This window comes from Pseudomonas sp. MF6755, assembly GCF_016405635.1.
GTDB lineage: Bacteria > Pseudomonadota > Gammaproteobacteria > Pseudomonadales > Pseudomonadaceae > Aquipseudomonas > Aquipseudomonas haemolytica.
Window position 1 is genome coordinate 30,737 of the sequence record NZ_JAEKDA010000025.1, and the last position, 24,291, is coordinate 55,027.

Annotated in this window: 20 protein-coding genes and 2 tRNA genes; 5 read left to right on the plus strand and 17 right to left on the minus strand. The window is 57.7% G+C overall.

Annotation, left to right across the window (positions count from 1 at the left end; translation table 11 throughout):
• The first annotated feature begins 15 nt into the window (after window positions 1-15).
• The 4 genes from acs to JFT66_RS26750 all read left to right on the plus strand — a co-directional run bounded on the left by acs (window position 16) and on the right by JFT66_RS26750 (window position 6,952).
• Window positions 16-1,953, plus strand: coding sequence for an acetate--CoA ligase (gene acs / locus JFT66_RS26735; protein ID WP_198860472.1), 1,938 nt, complete (start codon window positions 16-18; stop codon window positions 1,951-1,953).
• Between the two features lie 16 nt (window positions 1,954-1,969).
• Window positions 1,970-2,839, plus strand: coding sequence for an oxygenase MpaB family protein (locus JFT66_RS26740; protein WP_153839891.1), 870 nt, complete (start codon window positions 1,970-1,972; stop codon window positions 2,837-2,839).
• A gap of 69 nt (window positions 2,840-2,908) precedes the next feature.
• Window positions 2,909-3,925 carry a class I SAM-dependent rRNA methyltransferase gene (locus JFT66_RS26745; protein WP_034117857.1) on the plus strand — a complete coding sequence of 339 codons (1,017 nt, stop codon included), beginning with the start codon at window positions 2,909-2,911 and terminating at the stop codon, window positions 3,923-3,925.
• Window positions 3,926-4,012: 87 nt separating this feature from the next.
• A complete protein-coding gene (locus tag JFT66_RS26750; RefSeq protein WP_198860473.1) occupies window positions 4,013-6,952 on the plus strand; it encodes a DUF748 domain-containing protein in 2,940 nt (979 codons plus the stop codon).
• 279 nt (window positions 6,953-7,231) lie between these two features.
• On the opposite strand, the gene JFT66_RS26755 is transcribed toward JFT66_RS26750, so the two are convergent.
• The 16 genes from JFT66_RS26755 to rlmE form a co-directional block, all read right to left on the minus strand.
• Window positions 7,232-7,831 carry a BON domain-containing protein gene (locus JFT66_RS26755; RefSeq protein ID WP_034117855.1) on the minus strand — a complete coding sequence of 200 codons (600 nt, stop codon included), beginning with the start codon at window positions 7,829-7,831 and terminating at the stop codon, window positions 7,232-7,234.
• Window positions 7,832-8,125: 294 nt separating this feature from the next.
• Window positions 8,126-10,231 carry a polyribonucleotide nucleotidyltransferase gene (gene pnp / locus JFT66_RS26760; RefSeq protein ID WP_034117854.1) on the minus strand — a complete coding sequence of 702 codons (2,106 nt, stop codon included), beginning with the start codon at window positions 10,229-10,231 and terminating at the stop codon, window positions 8,126-8,128.
• Window positions 10,232-10,426: 195 nt separating this feature from the next.
• Window positions 10,427-10,696 (minus strand): 30S ribosomal protein S15, encoded by a 270-nt coding sequence (gene rpsO / locus JFT66_RS26765; RefSeq protein ID WP_003176135.1) that lies wholly within the window; start codon window positions 10,694-10,696, stop codon window positions 10,427-10,429.
• 115 nt (window positions 10,697-10,811) lie between these two features.
• On the minus strand, window positions 10,812-11,729 hold the full coding sequence (gene truB / locus JFT66_RS26770; protein WP_034117853.1) for a tRNA pseudouridine(55) synthase TruB: 918 nt from the start codon (window positions 11,727-11,729) through the stop codon (window positions 10,812-10,814).
• A 3-nt stretch (window positions 11,730-11,732) separates the two neighbouring features.
• Window positions 11,733-12,128: a 30S ribosome-binding factor RbfA gene (rbfA, locus tag JFT66_RS26775; protein WP_016973761.1), complete on the minus strand. Its 396-nt coding sequence runs from the start codon at window positions 12,126-12,128 to the stop codon at window positions 11,733-11,735.
• Window positions 12,129-12,287: 159 nt separating this feature from the next.
• Window positions 12,288-14,804 (minus strand): translation initiation factor IF-2, encoded by a 2,517-nt coding sequence (infB, locus tag JFT66_RS26780; RefSeq protein ID WP_034117852.1) that lies wholly within the window; start codon window positions 14,802-14,804, stop codon window positions 12,288-12,290.
• 27 nt (window positions 14,805-14,831) lie between these two features.
• On the minus strand, window positions 14,832-16,313 hold the full coding sequence (nusA, locus tag JFT66_RS26785) for a transcription termination factor NusA (RefSeq protein WP_025857112.1): 1,482 nt from the start codon (window positions 16,311-16,313) through the stop codon (window positions 14,832-14,834).
• Window positions 16,314-16,360: 47 nt separating this feature from the next.
• Complete coding sequence (rimP, locus tag JFT66_RS26790) at window positions 16,361-16,819, minus strand: ribosome maturation factor RimP (RefSeq protein ID WP_034117933.1); 459 nt, start codon at window positions 16,817-16,819, stop codon at window positions 16,361-16,363.
• 140 nt (window positions 16,820-16,959) lie between these two features.
• Window positions 16,960-17,036: transfer RNA gene (locus JFT66_RS26795), tRNA-Met, on the minus strand.
• 96 nt (window positions 17,037-17,132) lie between these two features.
• A tRNA-Leu gene (locus tag JFT66_RS26800) sits at window positions 17,133-17,218 on the minus strand.
• 21 nt (window positions 17,219-17,239) lie between these two features.
• Window positions 17,240-17,623, minus strand: coding sequence for a preprotein translocase subunit SecG (gene secG, locus JFT66_RS26805; RefSeq protein WP_003194191.1), 384 nt, complete (start codon window positions 17,621-17,623; stop codon window positions 17,240-17,242).
• Between the two features lie 4 nt (window positions 17,624-17,627).
• Complete coding sequence (tpiA, locus tag JFT66_RS26810; protein WP_034117851.1) at window positions 17,628-18,383, minus strand: triose-phosphate isomerase; 756 nt, start codon at window positions 18,381-18,383, stop codon at window positions 17,628-17,630.
• A gap of 66 nt (window positions 18,384-18,449) precedes the next feature.
• A complete protein-coding gene (gene glmM / locus JFT66_RS26815) occupies window positions 18,450-19,787 on the minus strand; it encodes a phosphoglucosamine mutase (protein WP_198860474.1) in 1,338 nt (445 codons plus the stop codon).
• Between the two features lie 16 nt (window positions 19,788-19,803).
• Window positions 19,804-20,655 carry a dihydropteroate synthase gene (folP, locus tag JFT66_RS26820; protein WP_198860475.1) on the minus strand — a complete coding sequence of 284 codons (852 nt, stop codon included), beginning with the start codon at window positions 20,653-20,655 and terminating at the stop codon, window positions 19,804-19,806.
• An 8-nt stretch (window positions 20,656-20,663) separates the two neighbouring features.
• Window positions 20,664-22,574, minus strand: coding sequence for an ATP-dependent zinc metalloprotease FtsH (gene ftsH / locus JFT66_RS26825; protein ID WP_032803717.1), 1,911 nt, complete (start codon window positions 22,572-22,574; stop codon window positions 20,664-20,666).
• Between the two features lie 200 nt (window positions 22,575-22,774).
• Window positions 22,775-23,425: a 23S rRNA (uridine(2552)-2'-O)-methyltransferase RlmE gene (gene rlmE / locus JFT66_RS26830; RefSeq protein WP_034117848.1), complete on the minus strand. Its 651-nt coding sequence runs from the start codon at window positions 23,423-23,425 to the stop codon at window positions 22,775-22,777.
• Window positions 23,426-23,530: 105 nt separating this feature from the next.
• On the opposite strand from rlmE, the gene JFT66_RS26835 reads away from it, so the two are divergent.
• On the plus strand, window positions 23,531-23,839 hold the full coding sequence (locus JFT66_RS26835) for a YhbY family RNA-binding protein (protein ID WP_003176146.1): 309 nt from the start codon (window positions 23,531-23,533) through the stop codon (window positions 23,837-23,839).
• 20 nt (window positions 23,840-23,859) lie between these two features.
• On the opposite strand, the gene JFT66_RS26840 is transcribed toward JFT66_RS26835, so the two are convergent.
• Entirely contained in the window at window positions 23,860-24,264 is a 405-nt protein-coding gene (locus tag JFT66_RS26840) for an MFS transporter (protein ID WP_198860476.1), read from the minus strand.
• Between the last annotated feature and the right edge of the window lie 27 nt (window positions 24,265-24,291).

The following is a 24,291-nucleotide window of genomic DNA, read 5'->3' on the forward strand; positions in this document are numbered from 1 at the left end:
GAATAAGGATCGCTCATGTTCGATATCAGCACGTTCCCCACCGCCGATGCCGTCCGCCGGGCTGCGCAACTCAGTCAAGACGACTACCAGCGCCTCTATCGCCAATCCATCGAACAGCCGGACACCTTCTGGGCCGAACAGGCCAAGGGCTTTCTAGACTGGATAACGCCGTGGCACACCGTCCAGCAGTCAGACATCAAGACCGGCGCTGCCCAATGGTTTGCCGGTGGCCAGTTGAACGTCAGCTACAACTGCATCGACCGTCACCTGGCGCAACGTGCCGATCAGCCAGCCTTCATTTGGGAGGGCGACGATCCGACAAAATCCAGCAAAATCACCTACCGCCAGCTTCATGAAAACGTCAGCCGCCTGGCCAACGTCTTGAAAAGCCGTGGCGTGAAAAAAGGCGACCGGGTTTGCATCTACATGCCAATGATCCCGGAAGCGGCCTACGCCATGCTGGCCTGTACGCGAATTGGTGCGGTGCACTCGGTGGTGTTTGGCGGTTTTTCCCCTGACGCCCTGCGTGATCGTATTCTCGACGCCGATTGCCGCACCGTGATCACCGCCGACGAGGGCGTGCGTGGTGGCAAGCCAGTGGCATTGAAACAGAATGTCGACAAAGCCCTGGCCAGTTGCCCGAACGTCAGTACGGTGCTGGTGGTAGAACGCACGGGGGCAAGCGTGAACTGGAACGAGGGCCGCGACCTCAAGTATCAAGCCGCGCTGGAAGCCGCCAGCGACAACTGCCCGCCTGAACCGATGGACGCCGAAGACCCACTGTTCATCCTCTATACATCCGGCAGCACGGGCAAACCCAAGGGCGTGCTGCACACCACTGGCGGCTACCTGCTGCAAGCGGCGATAACCTTCAAGTACGTGCTCGATTACCAAGAGGGCGAAGTGTTCTGGTGCACCGCCGATGTAGGCTGGGTCACTGGCCACAGTTACATCGTCTACGGCCCGCTGGCCAATGGCGCCACCTCGCTGATGTTCGAAGGCGTACCCAGTTACCCGGACAGCTCGCGCTTCTGGCAGGTGATCGACAAGCACCAAGTGAATATTTTCTACACCGCGCCCACCGCGTTACGTGCCCTGATGCGTGAAGGCCACGGCCCATTGGAGAGCACCTCCCGCGCCAGCCTGCGCCTGCTCGGCAGCGTTGGCGAGCCAATCAACCCGGAAGCCTGGGATTGGTACTTCAACGCGGTCGGCGAACAGCGCTGCCCCATCGTTGATACCTGGTGGCAGACCGAAACCGGCGGCATCATGCTCAGCCCGCTGGTCAGCGCCCAGCGCATCAAACCCGGCTGCGCCACCCAACCGATGTTCGGCGTGCAGCCGGTGCTGCTCGATGAGCAAGGCAAGGAAATCAGCGGCGCCGGCAGTGGTGTGCTCGCCATCAAATCAAGCTGGCCGGGGCAGATTCGCAGCGTCTACGGCGACCCGCAGCGCATGATCGACACCTACTTCAAACCCTATCCCGGTTATTACTTCACGGGGGACGGTGCGCGCCGCGATGAGGACGGCGACTACTGGATCACCGGGCGGATCGACGATGTGATCAACGTCTCGGGCCATCGCATCGGCACCGCCGAGGTGGAAAGCGCCCTGGTGCTGCATGACCAGGTCGCCGAAGCCGCTGTGGTCGGCTACCCCCACGACGTCAAGGGCCAGGGTATCTATGCCTTTGTAACGCCAATGAATGGCGTCGAGCCCAGCGATGCGCTGAAAAAGCACCTGCTGGATCTGGTCAGCAAGGAAATCGGCAGCTTTGCCAAGCCGGAACTGATCCAATGGGCGCCTGCCCTGCCGAAAACCCGCTCCGGCAAGATCATGCGGCGCATCTTGCGCAAGATCGCCTGCAACGAACTGGACAGCCTGGGAGATACCTCGACCCTGGCCGACCCGAGCGTCGTAGACGGCTTGATCGACAAACGCCTGAACCGATAGGAACATCCCAGTCACCATGGAATTTATCCGCAGTCGTATCGAAACCCAGTTGATGAGCCTGACCGGCTTGTCACTGGGCCAACTGGACCTGGAAAACCCCAAGGGCGACCCGGGTTTGTTCGGGCCGCACTCAGCCTGTTGGCAAGTGCATGGCGACTTCAGCAGCATGCTTATCGGTGGCATCAGTGCCTTGATGCTGCAAGCCTTGCACCCATTGGCCCTGGCCGGCGTGTGGGACCATTCGAATTTCCGCCAGGACATGCTCGGGCGCTTGCGGCGTACCTCGCAGTTCATTTCCGGCACCACCTTCGGCTCGCGCAAGGACGCTGAGTGGTTAATCGAAAAAGTACGCACGATTCACCTTCAGGTGGTCGGCCATGCACCGGATGGGCGACCTTATGCGGCCAGCGATCCAGAGCTGCTGACCTGGGTGCATGTGGCCGAGGTCAGCAACTTTCTCGCTGCTTACCTGCGTTATCGCAACCCACAGCTTTCGGGTCGGGACCAGGATCGCTACTACAGCGAAATTGCCTTGGTCGCCGAACGCCTGGGCGCTCGGCGTGTGCCGCGTTCACGCCAGGAAATTTCGGATTACCTGGCGCGCATCCGCCCGCAACTGCGGTGCGACGAACGCAGCCGCGAGGTGCTGCGCCTGCTGCTCAATGCCCCTGCCCCCAGTACGTTGGCCAAACCCTTCGGCAGCCTGATGATGCAGGCCGGGATCGACCTGCTGCCCGACTGGGCAAGCGCAATGCTCGACCAATACCAGAGCCCACTGCAACGCCAGATGATCCGCGCCGGGGTCAGGCGCAGTGCGCCACTGCTACGCTGGGCGATGCGCAATGGTTCGGTGCAGCGCGCCCATCGGCGGATGGGGTTGATGTAGGTGGCGGCCCATAGCTGTTAAACTCCGCGCCCATATTGCCCTCATTTACCCGCTAGCAAGGCGCGCTTCATGACTCCCTTGAATCAGGCGCTGCGCGCCGCCCTCGATTATCGCCAAGACCTCCTCAATACGCTGCACGCCCAAGGTACGGACTGCTATCGGCTGTTCCACGGCAGCCAGGAAGGTGCCGGTGGCCTGACCATCGATCGCTACGGCCCGCAATTATTGGTGCAGAGCTTCCACCAGTCCCTTGAAAGCGCAGACCTGCAGGACCTGCACCAACTGATCAACCAGTACATGGGCCTGGAATTGCTGCTGGTATACAACGACCGTGCCCGGGGCAACTCGCGGATCGACCGCGAAGACACGGTGTACCGTGCAGAGCCTGCGGCGCTGGAAGACCTGGTCGGCCACGAATGGGGCCTCAACTACCGTGTGCGTGGGCGCCATGCCGGACAAGACCCGTTGCTGTTCCTCGACCTGCGTAACACCCGTGGCTGGGTCAAGGATCACAGTGCCGGCAAAAGCGTGCTGAACCTGTTCGCCTACACCTGCGGCGTGGGCTTGAGCGCGGCGGCCGGCGGTGCGCGCGAGGTGTGCAACCTGGATTTTGCCGAGGGCAACCTGGCGGTTGGGCGTGAAAACGGCCAGCTCAATCCGCATCTGCCAACCATGGAATTTGTGCAGTCCGATTACTTCCCGGCGATTCGCCAGTTGGCGGGCCTGCCGATCACCCAGCGTCGTGGCCAGAAGCTACCCAGCTATCCACGCCTGGAGCAGCGTCAGTACGATCTGGTGCTGCTCGACCCTCCGGCCTGGGCCAAGAGCGCCTTCGGTACCGTCGACCTGTTGCGCGACTATCAGAGCCTGCTCAAGCCCGCGCTGCTGGCTACCGCCGACAATGGCGTGCTGATTTGTTGCAACAACCTGGCGAAGGTCAGCATGGATGACTGGCGTGAGCAGGTGCTGCGTTGCGCAGAAAAAGCCGGTCGCCCCGTACGTGACTGGCAGGTCATGACACCCGGGGCCGACTTCCCCTCGAAAGATCAACAACCGCCCTTGAAGACCCTGATCCTGCAGTTGTAGGAAGTTTCCCAAGGCCCACGGTTCTTCGGAACCGAATTCCCGTGCCATACTCCAAGGCACTCTCGTTCGACATAGATGGCGTCACCCATGCCCAAAGGATTGATTCGCGCCGCAGGCGCCTTGTTGACCGCCCTTGCTTTGTACAGCTTGCTGGGCTTTCTGATCTTACCCGGCATTGCCCTTCGCATTGCCAACCAACAGTTGGCGAACTACGCCACGGTGCCAGCGCGAATCGAGCGCATCGAGCTCAACCCGTTCAGCCTCGAACTGACGCTGTGGGGCCTGAAGATCGGTGAGCCTGGCAAAGAACAAGTGGGTTTCGAGCGCTTTTACGCCAACCTGCAAGTGGACAGTCTCTGGACCCGCGCCCTGCACCTGGCCGATGTGCAACTGGACCAGCCCAAGACCGAACTGTTGTTCGACAAATCCGGCCAACTTAACCTGGCGCAGTTGTTCAAGCTGCCGCCGAGCGAGCCGACTCCGGCCGACCCCGATGCCAAGCCGTTTCCACTGCGTATCGACAGCATCAAGCTGGCGGGCGGCAATCTGCATTTCCAGGACCTGCGCCCCAGCGAACCCATCGAATTCCTCTACGACAAACTCGACTTCGAGCTGAAAAACCTCAGCACCTTGCCCGAAGACAACGCCGACATGACCCTGGTCGCCGCCGGCCCTGAAGGTGGGCAGATCGACTGGAAAGGCAATTTCAGCCTGGTACCGATCACCTCCGAAGGCACCTTGAAGGTCACCGATGGCAAGATGAAAGCCTGGTGGCCGTATGTGCGTGACGCCTTGCCACTGGTGCTGGAAGACGGTGTGCTCAACTTCAGCACCGACTATAAATTCAGCCTGGCCAAAGAAACCGAACTGAACCTGACCAACACCGCCGCCAGCATCGCACCCTTTGCGATCAAGGCGCCGGATGGTCGGCCACTGGCCCGCCTGGAGCGCCTGGATGTCAGCGAAACCACGGTGGACCTGGCTAAGCAGCAGGTGATTGTCGGCAAGATCCGCAGCAACAAGCTGGAAACCTGGGCCGCCCGTGAGGCCGATGGGCAACTGGACTGGCAGAAGCTGTTCGCCAGCCAGCCGAGCAAACCAGCCAAGGCTCCGGAACCGGCCAATGCGCCGGCCACTGCCGATGCCCCTGAAGCGCAACCGGCAGCCCCGAACAAACCCTGGCAAGTGCTGCTCAAGGATGTACAACTGCGTAACTATCAGGTGCACCTGGCCGACCGCCAGGCCAAGCCTGCGGTCGCGCTGGAGCTGGGCCCATTGAATGTCGACGTGCAGAACTTCGACAGCCTCAACCAGAGCCCATTTACCTTGAAGGTCGACACCGGCCTGGGCAAGCAAGGCAAGATCCAGGCAACTGGCGAGGTTAACCTCAACCCGGTCAGCGCCAAACTGAAAGTGAACACCCAGGACATCGACCTGCGTGTCGCCCAGTCCTACATCAGTCCGTTTATTCGCCTGGAACTGCGTAGCGGCATGCTGGGCAGCAACCTGGATGTGAACCTGAAAAGCACCGAGCCACTGGCACTTCAGGTCACCGGCCGCGCCCAGGTTGATCAACTGCATACCCTGGATACGCTAAAGACCCGCGACTTCCTCAAGTGGCAACGCCTGGTGCTGGAGGGCGTGAACTACCAGCACGGCCAAAGCCTGTCGATCGACAAGGTCAACCTGCAGCAGCCGTATGTGCGCTTCATGATCAACGACGACCGCACCACCAACATTGACGATCTGCTGATTCCACAGCCGGCAGACAGTGGCAACAAGTCGAAGTCGGCCGCCAAACCTGCAGCCAACAACGAGAAGCCACTGGGCGTTCATATCGGCCAGATCGCGATCAACGACGGCTCGGCCAACTTTGCCGACTTCAGCCTCACTCCCAACTTTGCCACCGCGATTCAACAGCTCAACGGCCAGATTGGCACCATCGACAGTCGCCAGGCCAAACCGGCCAGCGTCGACATAAAGGGCAAGGTGGACCGCTACGCACCGGTGACCATCAAAGGCAGCGTGAATCCGTTTGACCCGATGGCAGCGCTGGACATCGCCACCAGCTTCAAGCGTGTCGAGCTGACCACATTGACGCCGTACTCGGGCAAGTTCGCCGGTTTCCGTATCCGCAAAGGCCGCCTCAACCTGGACCTGCACTACGTGATCACCAAGGGCCAGTTGAAGGCCGAGAACAAAGTGGTGGTCGAGCAACTGCAACTGGGTGAGAAAGTCGACAGCGCTGACGCCGTGGACTTGCCGATTCGCCTGGCGGTTGCGCTGCTCAAGGACTCCGACGGCAAGATATCCATCGAACTGCCGGTGACCGGCGACCTGAATAACCCGCAATTCAGCGTGATGCCGATTGTGTGGCAGACCCTGCGTAACCTTGTCGTCCGTGCGGCAACGGCGCCCTTCAAGTTTATCGGCGGGCTGGTGACCGGTGGCGGCTCTGAAGATCTGGGGAACGTGTCGTTTGCCGCAGGCTCCAGTGAGCTGAACAAAGATGCCGAAGGCGCGCTGAACACCCTGGCCAAGGCGCTGAAAGAGCGCCCTACCCTGCGCCTGGAAATCGAAGGTACCGCAGCTGCCAGCAGCGACGGGCCGTTCCTGGCCGCACAACGGCTGGAGCGTGAATACCAATACAACTACTACAAGATCCTCCAGCGTCGTGGCGACAAAGTCCCGGCCCAGGCGTCGTTGCTTGAGGTGCCAGAAAAAGAAAAGGCACCGTTGCTGGAAGGTATCTACCGCACTCGCCTCAAACAGCAACCACCGGCCGAATGGAAGGACCTGGGCAGCGCTGAACGCACGGCGAAGCTCAAGGACGGCGTGATCAAGTTCTGGAGCAGCAGTGATGTGCTGTTGCGCCAACTGGGCCAGGACCGCGCCAGTACGATCAAGGATTACCTGGTGGACAAGGGGCAGTTGGAAGATGACCGGGTGTACTTCATTGATGCGCAGTTGGGGCAGGCCGAGAAAGATGGTCGGGTCGTCACGCCAATGCATCTGGATGCTGAGTAACCCGCGACTGCCACACAACTAATGTGGGAGCGGGCTTGCTCGCGAAGGCGATGTGTCAGTCACTGAATGTGTACCTGATACACCGCCTTCGCGAGCAAGCCCGCTCCCACATTTTTTGGTCTTCGTATGCCCTTCAAAATAGAACAGGCCCCGACACAAGTGCCGGGGCCTGTAATGACCACATCCATGTGGTCGGTCGCATGAACTCCAGAGGTGCATTGGGTGGATATCTAACTCACCCTAAGCCGCCGCAATCTAGTTCAAACGAAAAGGGAAGCGTTACTCTGCTTTCAGGCCGTCGGCCGATACAGCTTTAACGCCTTTGATTTTCTTGGCGATTGCCACCGCGGTAGTTTTCTGAGCATCGGTGACCGCTACGGTCGACGACAGGGAAACTACGCCTTTGTTGGTTTCGACTTTGATGTCGGTGCCAGGAATGCCTTTCTCGGTAACCAGATCAGCTTTTACCTTGGTGGTAATCCAGGTATCCGAAGTCCCTTCCTTGGCTTTGTCGATGTTGTCAGCTTTCACCGCACCGCCAGCCAGCAGGCCATCAGCAGAAACCGCTTTTACGCCTTTAATTTTCTTGGTGATGGCTACAGCGGTCGCTTTCTGGGAATCCGAGATAGCTACGTCAGAGGACAGGGAAACCACGCCTTTGTTGGTTTCAACCTTGATGTCCGAACCAGGAATGCCTTTCTCGGTCAGCAGGTCAGCTTTTACTTTGGTGGTGATCCAGGTATCCGAGGTGGACTCTTTAGCCTTGGTCATTTCACCAGCCGCCAGAGTCATAGGGGCTTGGGAAGTCTGAGCAAAGGCTACGTTAGCACCCATGGCCAGAGTCAGAGCGGTAGCAGTAGCGAGAGCGAACTTCTTCATACGAGTAACTCCTGTTTTATTAAAAGTCTGCAGCGCGTGAACCTTGATGCTGCAGCGTTAACAGGGATATTGCAGGCAGTGTGCCAAGTCGGAAAATCGAGTTAAACCCTTATAAATCAATGAGTTGAAAAACACATTGATTTTCGAAATCGTGCAACTTGCATGAACTGCGTCGTGCCTGCATGCAAGTTGCGGTTTTTTGCCTTGGGCTAAATGGCTGATTTTGCTTAATTTTCCAGCGCCCATAAAAAAAGGACTCCGAAGAGTCCTTTTTTCAGCCTGGGCTACGGGTGATTAAACGCCCGAAGCCTTGGCTGCTGCTACGTCCTTGATGGACAGCTTGATACGGCCGCGATTGTCCACGTCCAGTACCAGCACTTCTACTTCCTGACCTTCTTTCAGAATGTCAGTCACTTTCTCAACACGAGCGTCGCTCAGCATGGAGATGTGAACCAGACCGTCTTTGCCTGGCAGGATGTTAACGAATGCGCCGAAGTCGACGATGCGCTCAACCTTACCGACGTAGATCTTGCCGATCTCAGCCTCAGCGGTGATACCCAGGACGCGCTGACGTGCAGCTTCAGCAGCCTCCTTGGTTTCGCCGAAGATCTTGATCGAGCCGTCGTCTTCGATGTCGATCGAAGCCTTGGTCTCTTCACAGATCGCACGAATGGTCGCGCCGCCTTTACCGATAACATCACGGATTTTGTCGGTGTCGATTTTCATCGCGATCATGGTCGGAGCATTTTCCGACAGTTCGGTACGGGACTGACCAATGATCTGGTTCATCTGGCCGAGGATGTTCAGGCGCGCTTCCAGGGCTTGGCCCAGAGCGATTTCCATGATCTCTTCGGTGATGCCCTTGATCTTGATGTCCATCTGCAGCGCGGTCACACCTTTAGCGGTACCGGCTACTTTGAAGTCCATGTCGCCCAGGTGATCTTCGTCACCCAGGATGTCGGTCAGGATGGCGAACTTCTCGCCTTCTTTAACCAGGCCCATGGCGATACCGGCAACCGGTGCCTTCATCGGCACACCAGCGTCCATCAGTGCCAGGGAAGCACCGCAAACGGAAGCCATGGAGCTGGAACCGTTGGACTCAGTGATTTCCGACACAACACGGATGGTGTACGGGAACACGTCAGCAGCAGGCAACATGGCCTGAACCGAACGGCGTGCCAGACGACCGTGGCCGATTTCGCGACGGCCAGCACCGCCCATGCGACCACACTCGCCCACCGAGAACGGCGGGAAGTTGTAGTGCAGCATGAAGGGGTCTTTTTTCTCGCCTTCCAGGGTGTCCAGCAGCTGTGCGTCACGGGCAGTACCCAGGGTCGCGACTACCAGAGCCTGAGTTTCACCACGAGTGAACAGCGCCGAACCGTGAGTCTTCGGCAGAACGCCGACTTCGATGTTCAGTGGGCGCACGGTGCGAGTGTCGCGACCGTCGATACGTGGCTTGCCGTTAACGATGTTTTCGCGAACGGTGCGGTATTCGATTTCACCGAATGCAGCTTTAACGTCGCTGGCAGAAGGCTGACCTTCTTCACCGGACAGCTTGGCCACAACCTGATCCTTCAACTCGCCCAGGCGAGCGTAACGGTCGGCCTTGACGGTGATGGTGTAGGCGTCGGAGATGGCAGCGCCGAACTCGGAGCGGATAGCGCCCAGCAGCTCGGTGGCTTCCGGGGCGGCAGCCCAGGTCCAGGTCGGCTTGGCAGCTTCGGCAGCCAGTTCTTTAACAGCGTTGATCACAACCTGGAACTCGTCGTGAGCAAACAGTACAGCGCCCAGCATCTGGTCTTCGGTCAGCTCTTTGGCTTCCGATTCAACCATCAACACGGCTTCCGAAGTACCGGCAACGACCATGTCCAGGCTCGAGGCCTTCTGTTGTTCGTAAGTCGGGTTCAGCAGGTAGCCGGTGCTTTCGTGGAAAGCAACGCGCGCTGCGCCGATCGGGCCATCGAAAGGAATGCCGGAGATGGCCAGGGCAGCCGAAGTACCGATCATCGCAGCAATGTCCGGATCGGTTTTTTTGCTGGTGGAAACCACGGTGCAGACAACCTGCACTTCGTTCATGAAGCCTTCTGGGAACAGCGGACGGATCGGACGATCGATCAGTCGGGAAGTCAGGGTTTCTTTCTCGGAAGGACGGCCTTCGCGCTTGAAGAAACCACCAGGGATCTTACCGGCAGCGTAAGTCTTTTCCTGGTAGTGAACGGACAAAGGGAAGAAGCCTTTGCTCGGGTCAGCGGTCTTGGCGCCAACAACGGTCACCAGTACGGTAACGTCATCGTCAACGGTAACCAGCACTGCGCCGGAGGCTTGACGGGCGATACGGCCTGTCTCGAGGGTAACGGTCGACTGACCGAACTGAAATTTTTTGATAACCGGGTTCACGGTGTCCTACCTTCTTTGTGGCTCTTGGGGGAACTTGTCTTCTTGCGAAATTCTTGGGCAATGGCGGGAATCGGCCCGACGCTAGTCCAGGGTAAAACGTGTATCCAGATAAAACTTGAGGCTGGGAGCCTACCATGGGCCAGCGGGAATCCCACTGACACACGGCAGACAACCAACCTCTAGCGCAATCGCTGATTAGCGACGCAGACCCAGGCGACCGATCAGAGCCTGATAACGACCCAGATCCTTGCCTTTCAGGTAGTCCAGCAGCTTACGGCGCTGGTTTACCATGCGGATCAGACCACGACGGGAGTGGTGATCTTTACCGTTGGCCTTGAAGTGACCTTGCAGCTTGTTGATGTTGTGGGTCAGCAGTGCAACTTGCACTTCTGGCGAACCAGTGTCACCAACAGCTTGCTGATAGTCAGCTACGATTTGTGCTTTTTCTTGAACGTCGAGAGCCATGAGGCAATCCTTTTTTCAGGAAACCACCCAAAGGGCAGTCTCAACAGGCCAGGGACAAATCCCTGTATCTAAAAATGAGTGTTGACCGTGCCTGTTAACAGCCACACTCGTCCGGTCATTCTGACCGAATCAGTCGACGCGGCGCGATGCGCCCGTCTTCGCTCACTTCACCGATACCGATAAAGCGACCGTTATGATCCTGTACCCGCACCATGCCGAACTTCGGGGCATCCGGGGCACGTACCGGCTGGCCGTTGAGCCAGTAGAACGCGCTGTGCTCCGAGAAGTGCAGCAACGGCCAATCGAGCAAACCGCTGTCCGATGGCATCAGGAAGCGATCAACCGCTTCGTTGCCGCCTTCGGCGTGTACCGCCTCCAACTCTTCCAGCGTGACCGTCTGGGCCAGGCTGAAGGGCCCGGCCTGGGTGCGTCGCAGTTCTGCAACGTACGCGCCGCAACCGAGCTTTTCACCAATATCTTCCACCAGGGTACGGATATAAGTGCCTTTGCTGCAGTCCACGGCCAAGCGGGCAGTGTCGCCTTCACAGGCGAGCAATTCCAAGCGCGCAATAGTAACAGAACGCGGTTCGCGCTCCACTACTTCGCCCGCACGTGCCAGCTTGTAAAGTGGCTGCCCATCCCGCTTGAGCGCCGAGTACATCGGCGGTATCTGACTGATTTCTCCACGAAAAGCGGGTAAAGCAGCTTCGATGTCAGCACGACCAACGGTCACGTCGCGAACCTGCAAAACATCGCCCTCAGCATCCGCCGTGGTGGTGGTCTTGCCCAGTTGCATCAGGGTTTCGTAACCCTTGTCGGAATCAAGCAGGTATTGCGAGAACTTGGTGGCCTCGCCGAAGCACAACGGCAATACGCCGGTGGCCAGTGGATCGAGGCTGCCGGTGTGCCCGGCCTTCTCGGCGTTGAGCAGCCAGCGGACCTTCTGCAGCGCGGCATTGGAAGTAAAGCCAATGGGCTTGTCGAGCAGAATGATGCCGCTGACGTTGCGACGGATACGTTTGACCTGAGCCACCGCTTACTCCTTGGCGTCTTCAGGTGTGGACGGGTGCTGACTGTCTTCAGCAACGGCGCGCTCGATCAGCGCCGACAGGTGCGCACCACGCACGACGCTTTCGTCGTAGTGAAAGTGCAACTGTGGGACGCTGCGCAGCTTCATTTCGCGGGCCAACTGCATGCGCAAGAAACCTGCGGCCGAGTTGAGCACCTTGATGCTTTGTGCGATTTCTTCGCTGCTGTCCTGCCCCATCACGGTGATAAAGATCTTGGCGTGACCTACGTCACGGCTCACTTCAACTGCGGTGATGGTGACCAGCCCAACGCGGGGGTCTTTGACTTCGCGGCGGATCAGTTGGGCCAGCTCACGCTGCATCTGATCACCGATACGCTGGGTACGGCTGTATTCTTTTGCCATGTCTTGTTACCTGTTACTGCCACACGGTGAAACCCGTGGGGTCTGAAAGCGGCAAACGCCCGGCCTGACAAAAGCCAGACCGGGCGTTGCGTTTAGAGTCCGTACGCTACGCGGGGCATTTGCATGCCCACACGTTGCGTGGCTCCGGAAGTGCGCGAGTTAGAGGCTGCGAGCAACCTGAACCTTCTCGTAGACTTCGATCTTGTCGCCAGCCTTGACGTCGTTGTAGCTCTTGACGCCGATACCGCATTCCATGCCGGCACGTACTTCAGAAGCGTCATCCTTGAAGCGGCGCAGGGATTCCAGCTCGCCTTCGAAGATAACGATGTCTTCACGCAGTACACGGATTGGACGGTTACGGTGCACGACACCTTCGATAACCATGCAACCGGCGATCGCGCCGAATTTCGGCGAACGGAACACATCACGCACCTCGGCAACACCCAGGATGTTCTCCCGGACGTCACTGCCAAGCATGCCGGTAAGGGCTTTCTTGACGTCTTCGATGATGTCGTAGATGACGTTGTAGTAACGCATGTCCAGGCCTTCCTGCTCGACGATCTTGCGAGCGCCAGCATCGGCACGCACGTTGAAGCCGAACAGTACAGCGTTGGAAGCCAGTGCCAGGTTGGCGTCGGATTCGGTGATACCACCGACACCGCCACCGACAACACGCACTTGCACTTCGTCGTTACCCAGGCCGTTCAAGGCGCCGTTCAACGCTTCGAGGGAACCACGGACGTCAGATTTGAGGACGATGTTGAGCGTCTTCTTCTCTGCCTGGCCCATGTTCTCGAAGATGTTCTCCAGCTTGCCGGCGTGCGCACGAGCCAGTTTGACTTCGCGGAACTTGCCTTGACGGAACAGAGCCACTTCACGGGCTTTCTTCTCGTCGGCAACTACGCTCATCTCGTCGCCAGCGTCCGGAGTACCGTCCAGGCCGAGGATCTCGACAGGGATGGAAGGACCCGCTTCTTTGATTGGCTTGCCGTTCTCGTCGAGCATGGCACGTACACGGCCGTAGTTCGAACCGACCAGGACCATGTCGCCTTGGCGCAGGGTACCGTCTTGAACCAGAACGGTTGCAACCGGGCCACGACCTTTGTCGAGACGCGATTCAACCACAACACCACGACCCGGGGCCGATGGAGTTGCTTTCAGTTCGAGTACTTCAGCTTGCAGCAGGACCGCTTCGAGCAGTTCGTCTACACCGGTACCGACTTTCGCCGAAACCGAAACGAATGGCGTATCACCGCCCCACTCTTCGGAAGTCACGCCGTGAACCGACAGTTCGCTACGGATGCGATCAAGATCGGCGCCCGGCTTGTCGATTTTGTTCACTGCGACAACCAGTGGAACACCAGCGGCCTTGGCGTGCTGGACCGCTTCAATGGTCTGCGGCATTACGCCGTCGTCCGCTGCAACTACCAGAATCACGATGTCAGTTGCCTTGGCACCACGGGCACGCATTGCGGTAAACGCGGCGTGACCTGGGGTGTCGAGGAAGGTGACCATGCCGCGTTCGGTTTCAACGTGGTACGCGCCGATGTGCTGGGTGATACCGCCGGCTTCGCCAGCAGCTACCTTGGCACGACGAATGTAGTCGAGCAGCGAAGTCTTACCATGGTCAACGTGGCCCATTACGGTCACAACTGGCGCACGGGAGAACGTCTCACCTTCAAACTTCAAGGACTCGGCCAGGGAGTCTTCCAGAGCGGTATCGCTGACCAGGGTCACTTTGTGGCCCAGTTCTTCGGCTACCAGTTGAGCAGTTTCCTGATCAAGCACCTGGTTGATGGTCGCTGGAGTACCCAGTTTGAACATGAACTTGATGATTTCAGCAGCCTTGACCGACATCTGATTGGCGAGATCGCCAACAGAAATGGTCTCGCCGATCTGCACATCACGCACGACAGGGCCGGTTGGGCTCTGGAAACCGTGGGCGTTGCGTTTTTTCAGCTTGGCCTTGCCGCGACCACCACGACGGAAGCCATCGCTTTCTTCGTCGGTAGTACGCGGGGCAACGCGTGGAGCAGGCGCTTTCTCTTTGACCGAAGCACGATGCGGAGCATTTTTACGCTCGCCATCGCCACCACCACCGCGACGATTGTTATCGTCGGCACGTGGCTTGTCCGGACGACGAGGTTCGTCGCGCTTGCGGGCGTCTGCTGCAGGAGCAGGTGCAGCGGCAACCGGGGCGGCCTCACGCACAGCTTCAACAGGAGCGGCGGCCGCTTCAGTGGCAGCAGGTTGCGCAGCAGTAGGCTGGCGACGCGCTTCTTCTTCGGCGCGACGCTTGGCTTCTTCTTCAGCCTTCTGACGTGCAGCATTTTCTACTGCGCGACGTTCTTCCAGTTCGCGTTTGCGCTCGGCTTCGATTTCTTCCGGGCTGCGCTGTACGAAGACTTTCTTCTTACGCACTTCAACGCTGATGCTCTTGCTACCTGCAACACGCAGGGTGCTGGTGGTTTTGCGCTGCAATGTAATCTTGCGCGGTTCTTCCACTTTCGCCTTGTGGCTGCTCTTCAAGTGAGTCAGCAAAGACTGCTTCTCACTATCGCTCACACCTTCATCGGCGGCGGTGTGCGGCAGACCTGCCTCACGCATCTGCTGCAACAGGCGCTCTACCGGTGTTTTGACCTCATCGGCCAGTTGTTTCACCGTGACTTGCGTCATGCACTTCTCTCCTCAGGCCGCGCCTAATTACTCGAACCAATGGGCTCGGGCGGCCATGATCAACTTGCCGGCACGATCATCGTCAATGCCGTCGATGTCGAGCAGATCGTCAATAGACTGCTCGGCCAGGTCTTCGCGGGTAATTACGCCGCGCACCGCCAGTTCCATCGCCAAATCCTTGTCCATACCCTCAAGCGAGAGCAGGTCTTCGGCCGGATGGGCGTCTGCCAGCTTTTCCTCAGTAGCGATGGCTTTAGTCAACAAACGATCCTTGGCCCGAGCGCGAAGCTCGTTGACGGTGTCTTCGTCAAAGCCGTCGATGTTGAGCATTTCTTCCAACGGTACGTAGGCAATCTCTTCCAGGCTGGTGAAGCCTTCATCTACCAGCACCTGCGCCAGGTCTTCATCGACTTCCAGCTCTTCGATGAAGTTGCGCAGGATGTCACCGGTTTCAGCTTGCTGCTTAGCCTGGATGTCCGATTCGGTCATCACGTTCAGGGTCCAACCGGTCAGTTGGCTGGCCAGACGCACGTTCTGACCACCACGACCAATGGCCTGAGCCAGATTGTCTGCGCCAACGGCGATGTCCATTGCATGGGCATCTTCGTCAACGATAATTGCCGCCACTTCAGCCGGCGACATGGCGTTGATCACAAACTGCGCCGGGTTATCGTCCCAGAGGACGATGTCCACACGCTCACCGCCCAATTCGCCCGACACTGCCTGGACGCGCGAACCGCGCATACCGATGCAAGCGCCTTGCGGGTCGATGCGTTTGTCCTTGGAACGGACCGCGATCTTGGCACGCGAACCCGGGTCGCGGGACGCAGCCATGACTTCGATCAGGCCTTCGGCGATTTCCGGCACTTCGATACGGAACAGCTCAATCAGCATTTCCGGCGCGGTACGCGACAGGATCAACTGAGGGCCGCGGTTCTCGGTGCGGATTTCCTTGAGCAGCGCACGCAAGCGCACGCCGACACGGAAGGTTTCGCGCGAGATGATGTCTTCGCGGGCCAGCAACGCTTCGGCGTTGTTCCCCAGGTCGACGATCACGTTGTCGCGGGTGACTTTCTTCACGGTGCCCGAGATGATTTCACCCAGGCGCTCGCGATAGGCGTCGACGACTTGAGCGCGCTCGGCTTCGCGAACCTTCTGCACGATGACCTGTTTGGCGGTCTGTGCGGCAATACGGCCGAACTCGATCGATTCGATCTTTTCTTCGACGACATCACCAACCTTGGCACCTGGATGCGTTTCGGCAACCTTGCTCGGCCAGGTTTCGATGGCCGGATCATCAAGATCGGCTTCTTCGACGACCGTCCAGCGACGGAAAGTCTCATAGGCACCGGTGTGGCGGTTGATTTCCACACGCAGATCAACTTCGTCTTCAAAACGCTTTTTGGTAGCGGTGGCCAGGGCCAGCTCCAGCGCTTCAAAAATCACGTTTGCCGGTACGCCCTTTTCATTGGATACCGACTCAACAACCAGCAGTACTTCTTTGCTCATCGTACGCCTCGCCTTTCGCAAGCCATTGGATCCGCGGGATCCGCGTCTCAGTCAAAACTGGGAATAATGTTGGCCTTGTCGATCATATCGATCGGCAACAGGAATTCATGGTCTTCTACCTGCACCACGACATCCTGCTCTTCTACACCGCGCAGAAGGCCCTGAAAGTTGCGTCGCCCTTCAAAAGGGGATCGCAGCTTGATCTTCACTTGTTCACCGGCAAATTTTGCAAACTGATCAATAGTGAACAGTGGGCGTTCCATGCCTGGCGAGGAAACTTCGAGGGTGTATTCAACGGCGATTGGATCTTCAACATCCAGCACACCGCTGATCTGACGGCTGACAATGGCACAATCGTCCACCAGCACACCGCCCTCTTTATCGATATAAACGCGCAACATTGAGTGGCGACCTTGAGCCGAAAACTCAATACCCCAGCATTCATAGCCTAGGGCCACGATCACCGGGGCCAACAAGGCCTGCAACTCTTCTAGCTTGCTCGACACCTGAACCCCCTCGTGCATGTATGTGCATGCTGTGCAAAATAAAAAAATGGGCGAAACGCCCATCCTTGAAACGCCGTCGAACAGCGGCGTTGAAAGTGTCCAGCTAACAAAAAGCCCCTTAAAAGGGGCTCCGCTAAAACTGGTTGCGGGGGCCGGATTTGAACCGACGACCTTCGGGTTATGAGCCCGACGAGCTACCAGACTGCTCCACCCCGCGACAAAGCTGGGGCGGAAGTATACGACCGATCCCTTACAGGGTCAATGTAACCTTCCACCTACAAGAAAGCCCGCAACAGCGGGCTCTCCTGATAATTGGTACCGAGAAGGGGACTCGAACCCCTACACCCTATGGGCACAACCACCTCAAGGTTGCGTGTCTACCAATTCCACCACCTCGGCAATACAGCGTTTACAACCTTCTTACTTCTGCTCTTGAGCTGGAGGCACGTCAGTCGCTGGAGTAGCCGACTTTTGCTCTTGAAGCACCGGGACATCATCAGAAGCCGGTTTTGCTTTTGGTACTTCCAACACTGCTGGGTTTGGGAGACCTACTTGAGTCAGCACATGAGCTTTCTCTTTAGCAAAGTAACCTAACCCCAAGCTGGTTATGAAGAAACCGGCGGCAAGTATAGCAGTAAACTTACTAAGAAAGGTAGAGGAACCTTGGCTTCCGAACACAGTATTTGAAGCACCTGCACCGAAAGACGCACCAGCATCCGCACCTTTACCCTGTTGCAACAAAACCAGAGCCACTACGCTCAGGGCAGCCAACAGATGAAAAACGACTACGACTGTTTCCAGCATTTTTTCAGTTTCCCGCGGCGCGACAGATCGCACCGAACTCATCTGCATTCAGGGAAGCTCCACCAATGAGCCCCCCATCGATATCCGGCATGCCGAACAGTTCGACCGCATTGGCCGCCTTCACGCTGCCGCCGTATAGAAGCCGCACACCTTGCGCGACTTCAGAATTCTCTGCCGCCAACTGCGCGCGAATGGCTGCGTGCACATCCTGCGCTTGTTGCGGCGTAGCAGTCAGCCCGGTGCCAATGGCCCAGACCGGCTCGTAAGCAATAACTGCCTTTGCAAATGCACCAACACCCAGCTCCTCGATGATGCTGCCCAGCTGACGCGAGACAACTTCAAGAGTCTTGCCCGATTCACGCTGCTCAAGGGTCTCCCCTATGCACAACACTGGAATCAAGCCACAAGCCTGTGCCGCTGCGAACTTGCGGTTGAGTATCCCATCACGCTCGCCCATCATCTGACGACGCTCGGAGTGCCCGACAAGCACATAGGAACAACCCGCATCAACCAACTGACTTGGCGAAATCTCGCCAGTCAACGCACCTTGCATGGGTTCCACCGCAGAGTTCTGCGCCCCGACCTGAATCGACTTGCCTTTCAAACCATCAACCACTTGGTTGATATGCAAGCAAGGCGGGAAAACCGCGATATCAACACCGCTAGGCAAGGCCAAGTGACGAAGGCCATTGATCAGCTCAGCGACACTGGCGCGGGTACCGTGCATCTTCCAGTTACCAGCTACCATAGTGCGACGCATGCTGTACCTCGTCGGTCAAAGTGGGCGCAGATGTTACCCAACCACATCATTACTGGCAAGCCGAATTCAGGCGCAAACTTCAGTTACTAGTTTTGCCAGGTCTTCGGCATGACCGCGAACCTGCATTTCATCCTCGCCTTCAACCATGACGCGCACCAGAGGCTCTGTGCCAGACTTGCGCAATAACACACGCCCACGCCCAGCCATTGCCTGGGTTACGCGCTCGCAAGCCTCTTTGACTGCTGGATGCTCGATTGGATTCTCGCCACCGGCAAAACGCACATTGAGCAGCACTTGCGGGCATTTGCGCAGGGCTTGGCGCGCCTGTGCCAGGCTCTCCTCACGACGACGAAGGGCCAATAATACCTGCAGCGCAGCGATGATCGCGTCACCCGTGGTGGTGTGCTGGAAGCAAACCACGTGCCCCGAGTTCTCACCACCGACCAACCAATTTCGCTCCAGCAGCTCGGCGATCACATAACGGTCACCGACGTTGGCGCGAACGAAGGGAATCCCTATCTCAGCCAAGGCCAATTCCAGACCGAGATTACTCATGAGGGTGCCGACCACCCCACCTTGCAGTTTGTTACGCTCATGCAGATCACGAGCAATAATGAACAGCAGGTCATCACCATCCACGATCATGCCGGTGTGATCCACCATCAAGACACGGTCGCCATCACCATCGAAAGCGATGCCCAGGTCTGCATGCTCAGCCAGAACAGCGGCCTGCAGCTGCTCCATGTGCGTGGAGCCGCAGTTGTCGTTGATGTTCAACCCGTTTGGCTGAGCCGACAGCACGGTGACCTGCGCGCCCAGCTCCTTGAACACGCTTGGCGCAACCTTATAGGTCGCTCCATGGGCGCAATCGACAACAATCTTTAACCCGGCAAAATTGGTGCTGCTCGGAACGCTGCTTTTACAGAATTCGATGTAACGGCCAGATGCGTCATTAATGCGCGAGACCTTGCCCAGCTTACTGGACTCGACCACCGTCATTGGTGCATCCAGCAGTTCTTCGATCATCAGCTCGATTTCATCAGGCAGTTTGGTGCCCTGCCCCGAGAAAAACTTGATGCCATTGTCATCATGGGGGTTATGGGAGGCACTGATCACAATCCCGGCTTCAGCGTGAAAGGTACGCGTCAGGTAGGCGATCGCCGGTGTCGGCATAGGGCCCAGCAACATCACATCAGCTCCGGCGGCGGACAAGCCAGCCTCCAGCGCAGACTCAAACATGTAACCCGAGATACGGGTGTCCTTGCCGACCAGGATGCGGCACGCCCCCATACTGCGGAACGCCATGCCTGCCGCCCAACCCAGCTTGAGCATAAAATCAGGAGTGATAGGGAATTCGCCGACCCGACCACGAATACCGTCGGTGCCAAAATATTTTTTAGTCATAAGTGCTCCATCATTCTTATTCGGCTGATTCTACAGCAGCGAGCATGCGCACTACATCGACCGTTTCGGCGACATCATGCACACGCAAAATACGTGCACCCTTGGTCACGGCGAGCGCCGCAAGCGCCAAGCCTCCATACAAACGCTCACCCACCGGGCGATTCAAGGCGAGCCCGATCATGCTCTTGCGCGAAACGCCGACCAACAGCGGGCGACCAAGGGCATGCAGGGCATCCATATGCTTGAACAGGCTTAAATTGTGCTCCAGGGTCTTGGCAAAGCCAAACCCCGGATCAAGGATGATCTTCTCAGGCGCAATCCCCGCACTCACGCACTGGGTAATCCTGTCAGCAAGGAAACCACTCACTTCGCCAACCAGATCGCTGTAGTGCGGATCATCCTGCATATTGCCGGGCTCACCCAGCATATGCATCAAACAGACAGGCAGGCCGGTCGCTGCGGCGGCGTCAAGGGCACCGTCACGCCGTAGCGAACGTACGTCGTTGATAAGCCCCGCCCCGAGACGAGCAGTTTCGCGCATCACTGCCGGAGTGGAAGTATCTACCGAGATGATCACATCCAGCTCACGGGCGATGCGCTCGACAACTGGCGCCACTCGTTCCAACTCTTCCAAAGGAGAAACCACACGAGCGCCAGGCCGCGTCGATTCGCCGCCGACATCTATCAAGGTCGCGCCAGCAGCCACCATCGCCTCGGCGTGACGCAACGCAGCGTCCACCTGGCTAAAACGGCCACCATCGGAAAAGGAATCAGGGGTCACATTGAGAATGCCCATGACATGCGTATGGGCTAAATCAAGAACCCGGTTGCCGCAAGGCAACCGGGTAGAGGACAAAGCAGAAGTCATTTCAAACCTTAGTGGTCAGCTGCCGGGCCGCCGATTGGGGTTTCAGGGCGCTCGTTCTGAACTACGGGCGGAGTGCCCGAGGTGCCCGAACCACCTTCCCAATCTCGAGGTTCCCGCGGCGTACGGCCTGCCATGATGTCGTCGATCTGGTCGGCATCGATGGTTTCGTACTTCATCAGCGCGTCAGCCATGGCATCCAGCTTGTCACGGTTGTCGGTCAGGATCTGCTTGGCCGTGCCGTAGCACTGGTCAATGATGCTGCGAACCTCGGAGTCGATCAGCTTGGCTGTCTCGCCGGAGAAACTGGCGCTTTGACCGCCGCCGCCACGACCCAGGAACACTTCACCTTCTTCCTCGGCATACATCAAGGGCCCGAGTTTCTCCGACAACCCCCACTTCGTCACCATGTTCCGCGCAATCTGGCTGGCACGCATGATGTCGTTGGATGCGCCAGTAGTCACACCGTCGAAACCAAGGGTCATTTCTTCAGCAATTCGACCACCGTACAGTGAGCAAATCTGGCTGATGAGTGCTCGCTTGGAGAGGCTGTAGCGATCCTCCTCAGGCAAGAACATAGTCACACCCAGCGCCCGACCACGAGGAATGATCGATACTTTGTAGACCGGGTCATGCTCAGGCACAACGCGACCTACAATGGCGTGACCCGCCTCGTGATAAGCAGTGTTCTGTTTCTCTTTCTCGGACATGACCATGGATTTGCGCTCGGCGCCCATCATGATCTTGTCTTTGGCCAGCTCGAACTCTTTCATTTCAACGATGCGCTTGCCGGTACGTGCCGCGAACAGCGAAGCCTCGTTGACCAGGTTGGCCAGGTCAGCACCGGAGAAACCTGGAGTACCACGGGCGATCACAGCCGGAGCCACGTCGTCGCCCATTGGCACTTTACGCATGTGCACTTTTAGAATCTGTTCACGACCACGGATATCCGGCAGACCAACCACGACCTGGCGGTCGAAACGGCCTGGACGCAACAACGCAGGGTCCAGCACGTCCGGACGGTTGGTCGCAGCGATGACGATAATGCCGTCATTCATCTCGAAACCATCCATCTCTACCAGCAACTGGTTAAGGGTCTGCTCACGCTCGTCGTGACCACCACCCATGCCGGCGCCACGATGGCGACCAACGGCATCGATTTCGTCGATAAAAATGATGCACGGGGCGTGCTTCTTGGCCTGTTCGAACATATCGCGAACACGGCTTGCACCCACACCAACGAACATCTCGACGAAGTCCGAACCGGAAATAGTGAAGAAAGGCACCTTGGCTTCACCGGCAATTGCCTTGGCCAGCAAGGTTTTACCGGTACCCGGAGGACCTACCATCAACACACCACGAGGAATACGACCACCCAGGCGCTGGAACTTGCCCGGATCACGCAGGAACTCAACCAACTCACCGACTTCTTCCTTGGCCTCGTCGCAACCGGCAACGTCAGCCAGGGTGGTCTTCACCTGATCTTCGGAGAGCAGGCGCGCCTTGCTCTTGCCAAAGCTCATCGGCCCGCCCTTGCCTCCCGCGCCACCTTGCATCTGGCGCATGAAGAACATGAACACGGCGATAATCACCAGGATCGGGAAGCTCGCCACCAGGAGTTGAGTCCAGATGCTTTGCTGTTCAGGCTGCTTGCCTTCGACAACCACATGGTTATCCACCAGGTCACCGATCAGACCGTTGTCCTGGATTGCCGGACGAATGGTCTTGAAGCTGTCGCCGTCGTTGCGCTTACCGGTAATCACGTAGCCATCAACCGCTACGCGCTCGACCTTGCCATCCTTAACTTGCTGGATGAAGTCGGAATAGTTGAGGGTCTGCGGCTCGTTAGGGCTGGAGAAGTTGTTCATCACCGTCACCAGGACAGCCGCGATGATCAACCACAGGATCAGATTCTTTGCCATATCGTTCAATTAACTACCCTCTGAAGCAAGCTCCGCTACTGGCGCGCGCTTCGCATGATATTCACCGGCCTAACTTACTACATTACCTACAACTCTGGCAGGCGCCGTCTGTAACCCTTTGTGAAACTTTGACTACACAATATTCGTAAAGCTTCGTGACGAAAGCGATATAAAAAAACCTATCGCCTTCCTCGAATTTCTCAAAAACGCTCTTCACTCGCCGCGCCTTCGACGCCACGGAAGCCGCGGCACAACAGGTATTGCTCTCTGGACCTGTCCCGAGAGGAGTCCGGTTTACGTGTCTGTACCTTGTCGAACAACTTTCGGATGTTCTTGTGATACTCGTCGAAACCCTCGCCCTGGAACACCTTCACCAGGAAATCGCCACCTGGACGCAATACGCGACCCGCCAAATCCAATGCCAATTCGCACAGGAACATGGCTCGCGGCATATCAACAGCCGGTAATCCACTCATATTGGGGGCCATGTCGGAAATCACAAGGTCTACCTGCGAATTTCCTACAGCTTCCAAAATCTCAGCCAGCACGGCGTCCTGGGTAAAATCACCGTGCACGAAGGTGACATCCGGGATGCTGTCCATCTCAAGGATGTCGGAGGCGATCAGCCGACCTTGCCCACCAATCAGACGACTGGTCACCTGGGACCAGCCACCAGGGGCCGCACCAAGGTCAATAACGCTCATGCCTGGACGAATCAACTTGTCCTTGTCCTGGATCTCCAACAGCTTGTAGCTGGCCCGGGAACGGTACCCATCCTTCTGCGCCTTTTTGACGTAAGGATCGTTGAAATGCTCTTGCAGCCACTTAAGGCTAGTTTTGGAACGGGCCACGGGCCACCTCGAAAATAAAACGGGTCGTGATTAACTGGGCGGTCCCGGACTCGCTCGGGTAAACTGGCCGCCGCTTTTTACAAGATCAGACGCAGGGGTCAGATTATGCCGCTCACTCAAGAGCAGAAGAAACAGTACAAATCCATTGGCCACCATCTGAAACCAGTTCTGATTGTGGCAGACAACGGGTTGACTGAAGGTGTGTTAGCCGAATTTGAACGCGCACTGAACGATCACGAGCTGATCAAGATCAAGGTCAATATCCTTGATCGCGAAGCGCGTTTGGCCGCCGTTGCAGAACTGTGCAAGGTCGGCAAAGCGGACCTGGTTCAGGTCATCGGCAAGATGGCGCTGCTGTATCGCAAGAACTTCAGCGTCAACAAGCAACTGTCGAACGTACACCGTTTCAAGTAGCTTTTAAATTACAAAAAGGGTCAAGGGCGTGCTTCGCGCGCCCTGCCACTCCATCCCGGCGCAGGCTGCATAACCAGCACCAGACCGGAGAACCCTAGCACAAGATAGCTGAATAACTGCCAGCGCAACGCTTCCGGCAGCCATACACGCACCACGCAAAACATTGCGCACGCATACAGCGCCATCAACAGCAGTTGCCCACGAATATCCCGCCACAAACTCCCCAAGCCCTCAGCCTTGATCAGCACTAACGCCTGAAGTATCACGCACGCTGCCGCAAAACCTACCAGCAGTGCACTCAATAATCCGTCGACCTCATCGATCAGCAGCGGTGCCAGGCCAATCAAGCCCAGCGCCGGTAACACACCAATATGTAACAGCCACAGGCCGCCGACCCAAAGCATCTGGGAGAGCTGCCAAAGCATGGCGCCCGCACGAAGCGGGCGCCGCCT